The sequence below is a fragment of the Planktothrix mougeotii LEGE 06226 genome (assembly GCF_015207485.1).
Classification (GTDB): domain Bacteria; phylum Cyanobacteriota; class Cyanobacteriia; order Cyanobacteriales; family Microcoleaceae; genus Planktothrix.
In genome coordinates this window covers 32,520-46,718 of the sequence record NZ_JADEWU010000010.1, presented here as the reverse complement: position 1 = coordinate 46,718, position 14,199 = coordinate 32,520, and the positions used below count along the sequence as shown (strand labels likewise).

The window sequence follows — 14,199 nt, the reverse complement described above, 5'->3', positions numbered from 1 at the left end:
TGCTTAACCGCTTACTGATTACTGTTTACTGATTACTAATTATGGAAATGATTGGTCAACTATTAGATCGAAGATATCGAATTGTGCAAGTCTTAAGTTCGGGGGCCTTTGGACAAACCTATCTGGCTGCGGATACCCGTCGTCCGGGTCATCCCCAATGTGTGGTTAAACAATTACGTCCACCGAGTAATAATTCTAATGTCTTAAAAACAGCACTGCGGTTATTTCGTCAAGAAGCAGAAATATTAGAACGGTTGGGACGACATGATCAAATTCCCCAATTATTAGCTTATTTTGAAGATCATAATCAATTTTATTTGATTGAAGAATTTGTCAGTGGCCATCCGTTGATGAAGGAGTTAGTTCCGGGAAATCCTTGGTCAGAAGAACGAGTGATTTTATTAATTGAAGATATTTTAGAAATTTTGGTTTTTGTTCATGAAAACGAAGTGATTCATCGAGATGTTAATCCTTCTAATTTAATTCGCCGTAAATCTGATGATAAATTAGTTTTAATTGATTTTGGTTCCGTCAAAGAAACCAGTACGCGACTGGCGGATGGCAATGGACAAGCGTTGCGAACTATTGCGACGGGAACCCCTTCTTATATGCCCATTGAACAGTTCCAAGGTCATCCCCAATATAATAGTGATATTTATGCTGTGGGCATGATTGCCATTCAAGCCATTACTGGGTTAGAAGCGTCTGATTTACCCAAATTACAAGATCCGAGCTTATCGAATAACGGAGAATTAAGTTGGCGAAATTATGCTAAAGTCAGTCCAGGATTAGCCCATGTGATTGATAAAATGGTTCATCCTTATTATAGCAAACGTTATGCAACGGTGATCGATGTTTTAGATGATTTAAGAAAAGCCACAGGACGTTCAGGGTTTAATATTAATAAGTTAAAAAACTTTCCCACTTATCAAGAGGAGAAACCACCCATTGAATGGGGTAAAATTATAGCGATCACGACCACGGGCTTAGTCGGTTTAATTGTGATTTTTGGAGTGGTGCAAGTTGCCAATCGTCCCGATCCCATTAAAGCGGAAAATGCCTTAAAAAAAGGGGTAGAAAAAGCAGAGAATGGAGATTCTAAAGGGGCAATTCGATTTTTTAATCAAGCGATCAAACTTAATCCTACTAATCCCGAATTTTATCATAAACGGGCTAATGCTTACTATGACTTGAATGAATTTGATCAAGCTTTGGCAGATTATACCAAAGCCATTGAACTCAATCCTAACTATACAAATGCTTATTTTAATCGGGGTTTAACCCGTTATGATCTGAAGGATTTACCGGGGGCTTTAGGGGATTATAATCAAGTCATTAAACAACAACCTCAAGATGGTGATGCTTTTTATAAAAGAGGTTTAGTTTATTATGAGATGGAAGATTATGAGAATGCTATTCAAGATTATAATACGGTTTTAAAACTGCAACCTGAACAAGCGAAAGCTTATCGCGCTAGAGGAACTGCACGGGTAAAATCAGGGGATTTACAAGGAGGAATGGCTGATTATACCCAAGCTATTCAGATCGAACCTAAAAACCCGATTGGATATTATGATCGAGGTCGATCCAGATTTCATTTAGGAGATTATCAAGGCGCTTTAGGAGATTATAATACCGTCTTACAACTTGATCCCAATAATGCTGAAGCCTACGCTAATCGCTGTAGTGTTTATATTAATTTATGGAACTATAATCAAGCAATTACAGACTGTACGGAAGCCATTAACCGTGTTCCGAATGAAGTGGCTTATAATAACCGTTGTATTGCCTATTTAAACCTCAAAGATTATTCAAAAGCCATCGAAGATTGCTCAAAAGCAATTGAACTGACAGGGAATGATTATAAAGCTTATAGTAATCGAGGATTAGCTCGTTTTGGTGCTCAAGATTATGAAGGATCAATTGCTGATTATACCAGGGGTATTAATATTAATCCGAATGATGCTGAAGCCTATGGAAATCGCGCTCAAGTTTATGTTAAAATGAAAAATTATGATCAAGCGATCGCCGATTATGCTCAAGCCATTCGTCTGAAACCTAATTATGCAGGTGCCTATTATGGTCGGGGATTAGTTCGGGTTGAAATTGGGGATAAAAGCGGTGCAATTAGCGATTTTGAACAGGCGGGGAAACTCTATTTGGAACAAGGCTTAACCGGGGGTTATAAAGATGCCCAGTTCCAAATGAAAAAATTAGAATAAAGGTGTTAGTCGAGTTTATCGACCAATGGGATGCTTAAAACCAGAGGCTTTAAATTGTTTGAGTTGTAAAGGAGGTTCCAGGTTAGAGGGAATGGAAATTCTAAATTCAAAATCACTAATCCCTGGAGGAACAATATCAATGCTTCCTAAACGTCCTCGATTTTGCATCACGGGATTATTGGTAGCATCATAAATCCGACCAAAAATATCAGCATCGACAACGACTTTCCCCGATGTATTATTAGCTTTTCCCGTAATAATAAAACAGTAAGCATCTTGGCTCGAACCACTAGAAACGGCACCTTCTGCTAATTCCGGGGGACAATCTTTATAACTTAAATCTTGGAGTTGAATGGGAATTAATGCCCAAGCGGGAGAAGTCCAAAAGCTGGTGATTAAAAACCAGAAACAGGCGCCAACAATAACCGATAAAGTTCTGAATTTCATAGACGATAAAAAGGGCGATCAAACCCAAAATTGACGGAAAGATTGAGTCTTTTTAGGACTCTAAATAGTGCTGTAGAGACTGACGCATGATTTCAACAGGAACAGGTTGCTGTAACCACAATTGTAAAGCGGCGGCTCCCTGCTGTATTAACATGGGTAGTCCATTTAAAATCATCGCACCTCTGGCGGCGGCTAAATTTAAAAATTCAGTCGTTCGAGGAATATAAATTAAATCATAGGCGATCGCACCTAATTTAATCTGATCCATCACCGATGCTTCAACGGGAGACTCCCCAACGTGGGGATACATTCCCACCGGGGTCGTATTCACCAGTAAGTCGGCTTGAGGTAGTAAGCTCGATAATTGATCCCAAGGACAGGTTTTAACCGCAACGGCTAAAGGAGACACCCGCCAACTGTCTTGGAAGGTTGCTAATTTCTGCGGGTCACGACCGACCACATAAATTTCCTTGATTCCTAATTCTACACATCCCGCTACAACCGCCCTCGCCGCCCCGCCATAACCGAGAATGACCGCCAGTTTATCATTCCACTGTTGATGATACACTTCTAAGGGCGTAAGAAACCCTACAACATCGGTATTGGTGCCACTCCAGCCGTTATGGGTACACCAAACCGTATTCACTGCACCTACGGATTGTGCTAAAGTTGTTACCTCGGATAAAAAGGGTAAAATCGCCTGTTTGTGAGGAATTGTTACATTAAATCCTTGTACACCAATGGCGGCAAATCCTTCAAGAGCGGTTTTTAAATTAGGGGGGGAAATGGCAAAAGGAAGGTAAACATAATCTACACCCAAATGGGCGATCGCCGCATTCTGCATCACTGGAGACAGCGAATGTTCAATGGGATAACCTATCACCCCTAATAGTTTCGTAGTTCCTTTAATCATTTCGCTCCCCTTGCCTTAATCTTAATAAGAGTAAACGCCAGATACAAGATTAAAATGCGGGTGTAATTCAGTTAGAGAATATTCCATTCAGGAGGTGAGCGGAGTGAAGCGGACGATGGGACTCGAACCCACGACGTTCACCTTGGGAAGGTGACATTCTACCACTGAATTACGTCCGCGAATTTTTCAAACCTTATTGAATTATAACATAATTTCCCTAATTTTCAATAGTCGCAATCGGTGAAACCCGAAAAACCCGTGAGCAGTCAGGCTAGAATTAGCAAGGGAACTCACGGGTCAGGAAGAGCTTAAATTAATTCAGAGTTGGTTGTGATAATCGGTTTTTGAGCATCACTGGGGTTCGTGTCGAGCATTTCATCACTATAGGCGGGAGGAGTAATCAGTGTTAAAGCTTGTTGTAAGGCTTCTTTCCGTTGCAGAATTAAATGATGAGAAGGGATCATATCTAAAATCTTAAAGCGTTCTAAGCGTTGTTTAATCTTACCTGCGGCGCCAACGATAAAGACGTGACGACCTTTATCCACAGCATCCTTAATCGCATTTTCAATCGCCAAAGAAGCCGTAACCCCCAACATCGGGACATCGCTTAAGTCAAAAATCAGCACATCATAATTTTGGGCTACGGATTCTTCACGGGCAATGGCCTTCGCTACTCCAAAAATCATCGGGCCACTGAGATAGAATAACAATACTCGACCTTGACCCGCCGCGAGTAACTGTTTTTCTTCCGGGCTCATGACAATGGCATCATCTTCATCACTAATGGCTTTCACATCTTGAGCTTGCATATCGCTCAAACGTTCAATAGTGAGAATATTAGCAATAAATACCCCCACACCCACAGCAACAATTAAGTCAACAAATACCGTTAATAGCATCACGCCGTACATAATAATCGCGCCTTTGGCGGAAACGGCGTGAGCACGTTTGAGGAAACTCCAATCGAGAATATCAATCCCCACTTTCAAAGCAATTCCAGCTAACACCGCCATCGGAATACTTTGGGTAAGACTGGCGGCGCCTAAAATCACAATCAGCAGAATCACTGCACGGGTAATCCCAGATAAGGCACTTCTAGCACCCGTTTGGATATTAACAACAGTTCCCATGGTGGCACCAGCACCGGGTAATCCGCCACAAATTCCTGACACCATATTGGCAATCCCTTGACCAATTAATTCTTTATTAGAATCATGTTGAGTCCGGGTAATACTATCCGCAATTACGGCCGTTAATAACGTATCAATACAACCTAACATCCCCAACATTACCCCATCCACTAACATGATGGTCAGTTGGTCGAAGCTAAATACAGGCATTTGCAGGGTGGGGAGTCCGGTGGGAATTTCACCAATGCGACGAATATCAACCCCTTGGAAAAAGATTAAAGAAACAACTGTACCAATGACTAATGCTACTAATTGAGGGGGAACAATTCGCTTAAATTTGGATGGCATTAGGAAAATAATTGCCAAGGTTAAGCCTGCCAATGTGGCGTCTACAGGATTGATATTTGTCAATAGTTCCGGTAGGCTTTGGATGGTTCCCAAGACACCGCCCTTGGGTGTGGCTTGCCCTAGAAACGGTGGGATTTGTAAGATGATTAAAATGATCCCAATCCCCGACATAAAGCCGGAAATCACGCTATATGGCATCAAGGTAATATATTTACCCAGTTTGAATACCCCAAAAATAATTTGAAATAACCCCGCAATCATGACAACGGTAAACGCCATTGCCAAACCGTTATCGGGGTCTTTTGCCATAAAACTGGCGACAATGGTGGTCATTACCACCGTCATTGGGCCAGTGGGTTCGGAAATTAACGTGGGTGTGCCTCCGAATAAAGCGGCGAAAAAGCCCACACAGACTGCACCGTAAAGACCCGCAACCGGGCCAACACCGGAGGCTACCCCGAAAGCCAAGGCAAGGGGTAGGGAGACAATGGCGGCGGTCAGTCCCCCGAATAGATCCCCCCGTAGATTATCAAACTTGATCTGGTTGAAGACTTGCATAGAGAAATATTAGGCTCCTGTTATTGTTTTTTGACTATTGTTAAAACATGGACTATTGATTTTTATCTATCGTGAAGCTTATCATTATCCCAACAGCGATCGCAAGCTCTCATTGAAAAATTTTTATCCTGAAATCTGCAATTGCCAGGAAGCCCAACCAGAAGCAACTTGACGGAATCGGAACTTTAACGGGTTAGGGCTAAAAGTATTGAATAAAAAAACAACTTAGATCAGGGTGAATCAGTTATAATCTATCCAGGAATTCATCTAATCGATTTAAGTTCAATTTCCTCAAAATCCTGATGGTGTAAAGATTTTCGGGAATTTCGACCTTTAACAAGTGTAGATAACTTTTACTTATATAGTTTTTGGTTTATACAAAACGATAAATTTATTGATTTATATCTATAATAAAAACAGCAGGAACCTTGGACAGCTTTTGATTTCATAACCCTAATGACTCAAGGAGGGATAGACTCTTGATGCAGGCAACTTTACATCAATTAAAAGTATTCGAGGCGGTGGCGCGTCATAGTAGCTTTACGAAAGCCGCTGAGGAATTGATGATTACACAACCAACGGTTTCAACTCAAGTTAAACAACTGACTCAAACCATTGGTTTACCCTTATTTGAACAAATTGGCAAGCAATTGTATCTGACTGAAGCCGGAGAAGCGTTGCTATCTACTTGTCAGAATATTTTTGAACAGTTGGATAATTTAGAAATGCAAGTGGCTTCGTTAAAAGGAACAAAACAAGGTCGCTTGCGGTTAGGCGTTGTTTCAACAGCTAAATATTTTGTCCCCAGAGTCTTAGGGCATTTTTGTCAACAATATCCAGGGATTGATATTGCTTTACAGGTGACGAATCATGCGACCTTAATTCAACGAATGCAAGACAATCAAGATGATTTGTATATCCTGAGTCAACCTCCTGAAGATTTAGCATTATCCAGTCAACCGTTTTTAGATAATCCCTTAGTGGTTGTATCCCGACAAGATCATCCTCTAGCGGGAGAAAAAAATATTCCGATTAAATCTTTAGCGGGAGAACCCTTTATTATGCGAGAACAAGGTTCAGGAACAAGACAATCAGTTCAAAAGCTATTTGAACGGTATAAAGTTGGGGTGAAAGTTCGTTTAGAATTAGGCAGTAATGAAGCGATTAAACAAGCGATCGCAGGAGGTTTAGGGCTTTCGGTTTTATCTCAACATACCTTAATTGCAGAACAGTTAATGGGGGAATTAACAATTTTAGATGTACAACATTTTCCGATTCATCTGCGGTGGTATGTCACTCATTTAGAAGGAAAACAACTGTCTATTATTGCCGAAACTTTTTTAAAATTTTTATTAGAAAATAGTAATCATGTTCCCCTATTAGGAACCCTGGCTTTACAGAGTGGAACGTTACTCGGAAATCATCAGGTAGATTTAGTTAAACTGGGATAAAATCGGTTATCTTTAGAAAAGCAAATAACATTTTACTTCATCTAAAGATAACCTGTAGGGGCGAGGTTTTCTCGCCCTTAACGGCTTGAAATCCTCCTAATTAAAACCCCGGTTTCTTGACATAATTTGAGTGCGATCGCGGGGTTAGGGCGGGAGAACCCCGCCCCTACGATGATTTATTCAGGGTCATCAGTCCGATCGCGGGTTTAGGGCGGGAGAACCCCGCCCCTACGATGATTTATTCATCATCATGGGCAAACCGACGATAGAGGAAATCGAGGGCATAATTTCTGAGGTTATAATATTCGGGATCTTCCATAATTTGAGTGCGATCGCGAGGACGTTCAAAGGGAATTTCTAAAATTTCTCCAATAGTTGCAGAGGGGCCATTAGTCATCATCACTAAGCGATCTGCGAGGAATAATGCTTCATCAATATCATGGGTAATCATTAACACCGTACAGCGATGATCATTCCAAATTTTTAACAATTCTTCCTGCAATTCTTCCTTAGTAATTGCATCCAAAGCCCCAAAAGGTTCATCTAAAATTAACACTTCAGGACGAATAGCTAACGCTCGTGCGATCGCCGCCCGTTGTTTCATTCCTCCCGAAATTTGAGGGGGTTTTTTCTCGGCGGCTTCTGATAATCCCACCATCGCTAAATGATCTCGAACAATAGCATTTTTTTCAACTTCTGATTTATTGGGATGAACCGCATTAACGGCTAAATAAACATTTTCAAAGACCGTCCGCCAAGGTAATAAGGCATAGTTTTGAAACACCACCATCCGGTCTGGCCCTGGTTTTAAAATCGGTTTTGAGCGTAATGTAACTTTTCCATCTGAAGGAGTATTAAACCCCGAAACCATATTTAATAAAGTAGACTTTCCACACCCGGAATGCCCGATCACGCAAATAAATTCCCCTTCATTTATCGTGAGATTAACATCTTTTAAAACGGTGTACGGCCCTTTAGCAGTGGGATAAACCTTAGAAACGTGATCAAACACTAAATAAGGCTGATTTTTCCCCAGGGATTTTTTCGTAAATTTTTTACCAAAGGTAGACACAGAACTTTTAGCAGTAGTCATGGTTAATTTTTCCTGAATTTTAAATTTCACGATTTATTTAAAGATATAGAAACCGGGTTTCTTAGCAGAAATTTTTACTCATTAGCAAAAATCAAGGGAGAAACCCGGTTTCTGAAGACCTCAAAAATCAAGGGAGAAACCCGGTTTCTGAAGTCAAGCCACTTTAATTCGGGGATAATCTAAAACAACTTCTGTCACTGTAAAATCCCGTTTAATTTTCAAACTATTGAGATAACCAATGGGATCTTCAGTATCAAATTTTGTACCATCAAATAATTGAATAGCGCCCCGACTATAACTAATTTCAGAAAGTCCTAATTCACGGGCGGCGGTACTAAAAGCACCCACCGCACATAAGCGTTCTAAAATTTCCACCCAGTTGCGGGGGAAGGGAGTATGTCCCCAACGGGCCATTTGAACCATGTGCCACAATTGTTCGGTGCGGCTGGGACGGTTGACGCCTTCGCCGAAAAACTGATGATGGGCATATTGACGCATGGGTTGATCCAAATTGCACGCGGTATCATTGGGGTCAGCTAATTGAATATATTCGGCGCGAGTGCCCAGATACGTCCGTTGGGCTAAAATTTGGCGAATTTCATTGGCATTTTCCGGGTCAGCACAATAGGCGGACGCCTCTAACAACGATTTCACTAAGGCAATATGGGTATTGGGATAAGCGGCGGCCCAGTCTTCCCGCACCCCTAAGACTTTTCCAGGGTGTCCGGGCCAAATTTCTAAGTCCGTCGCCACCGTAAACCCGACGTCCTCCATCATCGCCCGCAGGTTCCAAGGTTCCCCGACGCAGAACCCGTCAATGGTGCCGCCTTGTAAGTCCACCACCATTTGGGCGGGGGGAATGGGTAACAGTTCCACATCATGGTCAGGGTCAATACCCCCCGATGCTAACCAATACCGCAGTAACAGGTTGTGCATGGAACTGGGATGGACAACCCCCATGCGGTGTTGTTGTCCAGGGGATTTTAATAACATCCGTTTGAAGTCGGCTAGGCTGTAAATTCCTTGGTCATAGAAGCGACGGGCGAGGGTAATGGCGTTGCCGTTGCGGGTCATGGTAAGGGATGTAATCACCGTTACAGGCTTGGTGTCATCCCCCCCCAAGGTCATCCATAAAGGCATCCCAGAGGGCATCTGAGCCGCGTCTAAATAGCCTCCTGCGATGCCATCGCTAATGCCGCGCCAACTGCTTTCCCGCACTAGATGGACTTCATCTAAACCGTGTTTTTCAAAAAATCCTAATTCTTTAGCAACGGCGAGGGGAGCACAGGCGGTGAGAGGAACAAAACCGAGTTCTAAATTAATTTTTTCTAAGCCATGACGGGATAAAATTTTATTCTTTTTGGCCCGCATTTTTTTGATCAGTTTTTGTTGGTTGAGGAAATAAATCATTTCACTCCGCAAGCGATAGTAACTGGGGTGTTCTACGACTTGCATCCGTTGACGGGGGCGAGGAATATCGACTTCTAAAATTTGTCCGATTTTTGATTCGGGGCCGTTGGTTAACATCACAATTCGGTCGGAAAGTAACACGGCTTCATCGACATCGTGAGTCACCATTAAGGCACTGATTTGATTATCTTGGCAAATCTTCATTAATTGTTCTTGAAGATTACCCCGTGTTAAGGCGTCTAAGGCTCCAAAAGGTTCATCTAATAACAATAATTTCGGGCGTAAGGCGAGGGCACGAGCGATCGCAACTCGTTGTTTCATTCCCCCGGATAATTGGGCGGGATATTTATCAACTGCATGGCGTAAACCGACTAAATCAATATGACTTTCGATGATAGTTTTTCGCTCTGCCAAGGGTAATCCTTTCATAACAGAATCAACCGCTAAGGCAATATTTTCTCGGACGGTTCTCCAAGGTAATAAGGAATAGTTTTGAAACACCACCATCCGATCTGGCCCTGGTTTGGTGATTTTTTGACCTTCAATGGTGACAATTCCTTCTGAGGGTAAATCTAACCCAGCTACCATATTTAATAAGGTGGATTTTCCGCAACCTGAGTGCCCAATTAAGGAAACAAATTCACCTTTTTTGATTTGTAAATCAATGCCTTTGAGGGCTATATATTGACCGCCTCCGGCTAAAGGAAAGACTTTATCAATTTGTTCGACTTCGATTAACGGTTTTGCCATGATTTTAACTCCTTAGTAATGATTGGGGGATGGTGTGTGGGGGTTGGGCGGGGGAACCCCGCCCCTACGGGTTTACTTTCTTTCACCGGGAACAATTAATTGTTGAATGTAGCCAATTCCTCGGTCTAAGAGTAAACCCACAGCACCGATATAAACGACGGCTAAAAGAATGTCACTGATATAGTTTTGTTGGTAAGCATCCCAGATAAAGAAACCAATTCCGACGATACCAGACATCACGATTTCAGCAGCAATAATCGCTAACCAAGCTAAACCAACGGCAATTCTTAATCCCGTGAAAATGTAAGGTAAAGCAGAAGGAAACAGAATATTTAAGTAATATTCTTTTCGAGATAACTGCAACACACGGGCAACGTTATTGTAATCATCAGGAATTTGTTTAACGCCTTCTTTAGTGTTGATTAAAATCGGCCAAACGGAAGTAATGAAAATCACGAAAATCGCGGCGGGTTGGTTTTGTTGAAAGGCGACTAAGGCAATGGGAACCCAGGCTAAAGGTGCAACCATGCGTAAGAATTGAAATAAGGGATCTAAGGCTTTATCTAATATGGGGTTTGTTCCGACTAAAATACCGACGCTAATACCAACAATGGCAGCAATTGAATAGCCTTGAGCTACCCGTCCTAAACTGGCTAAGGTTTGCCAAAATAAGCCTTTATCTAAACCTCCTCGGTCATAGAAGGGATACATTAATAAAATGCGGGTTTGTTCATTTGTTACCACACTCAACGGCCCAGGCAAACGGGTAATTCCTGATAGGGATAAAAGTTGCCAAACTATTAAAAAACCCAGGGTTCCCATTAAGGGGAGAATAATATTTTGTGAGTTCTTTTTCCAAAATTCACCGAGGTTATCCGCAAAGCTATTTCCATTTCCTCTTCTTTTGGCTACGCTTGTCATTTTGTTACAACTCCTTGAAAGTTTTTTCGGTTTACAATAAGAATGGGGAAGATTTACTTTTCAAGAATTAAGAATTATCTATAATTTCTATAGCTTTATTCTTAATTCTGAAGTGATGACTATACTTTTTTGATGGTTAAACTTTGAAGATAAGCTTCAGGATTTGCTGGGTCAAAGGTAATGCCATCAAAGAATTTTTCAACCCCTCTTGAAGTTGAAGTGGGGATATCAGCCGTAAATCCAGCTTCTTGAGCCGCTTCCCGCCAAATATCCTCACGATTTACCTTATCTACTAAGGCTTTAGCTTGAGCAATATCTTGAATTTGACCTTGATGGAAACCCCAACGAATGCTTTCAGTTAAAAACCATAAATCATGGCTTTTATAGGGATAGGAAACATTGCCAATGGGATCTTTCCAATATAAGGGGCCTTTATTAAAGTCTTGAATGGCTGGTTTTCCATCTCCCATCTGATAGTTTCCTTGATAGGGAGGAGTGATCACATCTTTGGGAATATTAAAATAATTCCGACCAGAAACAATTGTGATTAATTCGGCTCGATTTTCTGGTTTATCACACCATTGTTGGGCTTCCATTAAGCCTTTTAATAGGGCTTTTGTTGCCTTGGGATTTTTATCAACCCAGTCGGCACGAATGGCTAAATATTCTTCAGGATGGTAGGGCCAAACTTCGGTGGTTAAACAGGACATAAACCCGATATTATCGTTAACAATTCGATAGGGCCAAGGGTCGCCTGTACTAAAGGCATCCATCGTTCCATTCCGCATTCCCTGAACCGTTTCTGCGGGAGGAACTGCGATTAAATCAATATCAACATCGGGGTCAATTCCTCCGGCTGCTAACCAATAGCGAATCCAAAAATCTTGGTTAACATTGGGGAAGGTATGAGCCGCTTTAAATTTACGTCCAGTGGTACTGGGAAAACTGCGAATATATTCAGCAGCATTGTTAATATCTAAGCCGATCCCTTTCCCTAAATGGGTATTTGCAATTGCGACACCATTGCCATTTGTATTTAATTGAGCTAAGACATACATAGGAACTTTTTTGCCCCCGGTAATAATGCCTTCTGTCATTAAATGGGGCATGGGCATTTGCCATTGTCCGCCATCAATTCCGCCCCCACTTGAGCCAATAGTTACGTTATCCCGTGCAGAGGCCCAGTTTGCTTGTTTGGAAACTTCAACATCACTCATTCCATACTTAGCAAAAAAGCCTTTTTCTTTAGCAATAATTAATGGGGCAGATTCCACAATGGGAATAAAACCAAGTTTAATTTTTGTGACTTCTGGAGCTTGTTCTGGACTAATATTTGCCACGGGAACTGCCGTTGCTGCGGGTGAACTTCCAGCATTAGCGGTGGGTTCGGGGGGGTTGCCTAAACACCCTTTTAAAAAGATGGTACTAGCAGCAGAAACTCCGGCTGTAATTAAAAATTTTCTGCGAGAATAATGGTTTGAAAATTGAGACATAGACCCTCCTAACAACCTGCCTTTAAAACAATAGGTTGCTACTTACAAAATAGGTTTTGTAGTAGTTAAATCATTGAACACAAGGGATCTAGCTTGTCCTGAAAGGCAATAAGCTAGATTAAGCATCACCCTACCGTTAAGGTGACTTTGGCTAGAGCCGAATTAATTAAGAAGTCGTGTTAAGACTGTTCTTATCTATAAAGATAACAGCTTTTTTCCAATATGTCACTACTTTTTAGTGTCAAATTTTTATTTTTTCTTAAATATAGTGATCAAGTTTAGCTTATCATTCATCACTTTATTTGACCAAAATTTATATTTTCAATAATTAAAAGTTATCAAAAATGGCAATTTGAGGCAAAATCGGCTACTAAAACAATAATTCTGTTGCTTAAGTTGACCAAAAACCACTGCGTTATAGATATTGATAAGAAACAATACTCAATAAACTTGACATAGATAAGAGTCTATGAAGATAAAACGGGAAGATAGAGCAGGGGGAGCAGGGGAAGCAGGGGAAGTGGAGGGACGTTAGCTCTACCCTCGCTCAAGATTTTGAACCGTAAACGCACTGATAACTGATAACTGATAACTGATAACTGATCATCAAAGCAAACCCAACTGTTGTAATGCGACTTCTGCGGCTCTTTTCTCCGCATCCTGTTTTCGGCGTCCTTTCCCATAACCATATACTTTGTCCCTAACCCGAACTTCTGTCCGAAATTCCTTGGCGTGATCTGGCCCAGATTCTCCGACGACATAATATTTCGGGTTTTCACCGTATTCCGCTAAGGCCCATTGTTGAAAGCGGTTTTTACAATCAATTAAGGTTTGGGGTGTTGTTTCTGCTTGGGGAAAAATAATTTCATTGACAACAGCCGAAAATAAAGGATAAATAAAATCTCGAACTGCATCAATATTCGTATCTAAATAATAAGCACCAATATAAGCTTCAAAAGCATCACTCAGTAAAGCGGGGTTAGTTCGTCCCCCATCTCGAATGGCTCCTTTTCCTAACCGTAATAATTCCCCTAAATTAAATTGAATCGCAAATTTAGCGAGTTGTTTTTCATCGACTAACGCTGACCGTAAGCGCGTCATATTCGCTTCACTCATTTTAGTCATATTTTCAGGATAACGTTTTTTAAATAGCAATTCTCCGACTAAAAATCCTAAGACCGCATCCCCTAAAAATTCTAATCGTTCATTATCTTCTCCTACATTGGGATGTTCATTAATATAGGAACGATGGGTAAGGGCTTGTAGTCGTAATTGTTCGTTTTTGATTTCGGGTAGTTTTGTCATCATTATATAGAAATCCGTATAAGATTTATGATTCAATATTGTAGGGGTTTGGAAACCCAACCCAACCATAAAAACGGTTTGGATTGACATTACCCCTACAATAAAATATTACAACCTTAGTGCGGATTGCTATATCGGATTAAAGCGATCGCTATTTT

General features: G+C 41.2%; 10 protein-coding genes and 1 tRNA gene. 2 read left to right on the top strand and 9 right to left on the bottom strand.

Annotated features, from left to right (window positions below):
- The first annotated feature begins 41 nt into the window (after positions 1 to 41).
- Complete coding sequence (locus IQ236_RS06880) at positions 42 to 2,222, top strand: serine/threonine-protein kinase (protein WP_193868567.1); 2,181 nt, start codon at positions 42 to 44, stop codon at positions 2,220 to 2,222.
- Between the two features lie 15 nt (positions 2,223 to 2,237).
- On the opposite strand, the gene IQ236_RS06875 is transcribed toward IQ236_RS06880, so the two are convergent.
- The 4 genes from IQ236_RS06875 to bicA form a co-directional block, all read right to left on the bottom strand.
- Entirely contained in the window at positions 2,238 to 2,669 is a 432-nt protein-coding gene (locus tag IQ236_RS06875) for a hypothetical protein (RefSeq protein ID WP_193868566.1), read from the bottom strand.
- Between the two features lie 52 nt (positions 2,670 to 2,721).
- Positions 2,722 to 3,582: a shikimate dehydrogenase gene (locus IQ236_RS06870; RefSeq protein ID WP_193868565.1), complete on the bottom strand. Its 861-nt coding sequence runs from the start codon at positions 3,580 to 3,582 to the stop codon at positions 2,722 to 2,724.
- 107 nt (positions 3,583 to 3,689) lie between these two features.
- Positions 3,690 to 3,761: transfer RNA gene (locus IQ236_RS06865), tRNA-Gly, on the bottom strand.
- A 129-nt stretch (positions 3,762 to 3,890) separates the two neighbouring features.
- The gene (bicA, locus tag IQ236_RS06860; RefSeq protein WP_193868564.1) at positions 3,891 to 5,618 is read right to left on the bottom strand and encodes a bicarbonate transporter BicA; all 1,728 of its coding nucleotides are present in this window, start codon (positions 5,616 to 5,618) and stop codon (positions 3,891 to 3,893) included.
- A gap of 479 nt (positions 5,619 to 6,097) precedes the next feature.
- On the opposite strand from bicA, the gene IQ236_RS06855 reads away from it, so the two are divergent.
- Complete coding sequence (locus IQ236_RS06855) at positions 6,098 to 7,069, top strand: LysR family transcriptional regulator (protein WP_193868563.1); 972 nt, start codon at positions 6,098 to 6,100, stop codon at positions 7,067 to 7,069.
- 238 nt (positions 7,070 to 7,307) lie between these two features.
- On the opposite strand, the gene IQ236_RS06850 is transcribed toward IQ236_RS06855, so the two are convergent.
- From IQ236_RS06850 to rnc, 5 genes are all read right to left on the bottom strand, one after another.
- Complete coding sequence (locus IQ236_RS06850) at positions 7,308 to 8,162, bottom strand: nitrate ABC transporter ATP-binding protein (protein WP_193868562.1); 855 nt, start codon at positions 8,160 to 8,162, stop codon at positions 7,308 to 7,310.
- Positions 8,163 to 8,315: 153 nt separating this feature from the next.
- Complete coding sequence (locus IQ236_RS06845; protein WP_193868561.1) at positions 8,316 to 10,322, bottom strand: ABC transporter ATP-binding/substrate-binding protein; 2,007 nt, start codon at positions 10,320 to 10,322, stop codon at positions 8,316 to 8,318.
- A gap of 72 nt (positions 10,323 to 10,394) precedes the next feature.
- A complete protein-coding gene (gene ntrB / locus IQ236_RS06840) occupies positions 10,395 to 11,243 on the bottom strand; it encodes a nitrate ABC transporter permease (protein WP_193868560.1) in 849 nt (282 codons plus the stop codon).
- A gap of 119 nt (positions 11,244 to 11,362) precedes the next feature.
- Complete coding sequence (locus tag IQ236_RS06835) at positions 11,363 to 12,736, bottom strand: CmpA/NrtA family ABC transporter substrate-binding protein (RefSeq protein ID WP_193868559.1); 1,374 nt, start codon at positions 12,734 to 12,736, stop codon at positions 11,363 to 11,365.
- Positions 12,737 to 13,342: 606 nt separating this feature from the next.
- Positions 13,343 to 14,044 (bottom strand): ribonuclease III, encoded by a 702-nt coding sequence (gene rnc / locus IQ236_RS06830; RefSeq protein WP_322744096.1) that lies wholly within the window; start codon positions 14,042 to 14,044, stop codon positions 13,343 to 13,345.
- Between the last annotated feature and the right edge of the window lie 155 nt (positions 14,045 to 14,199).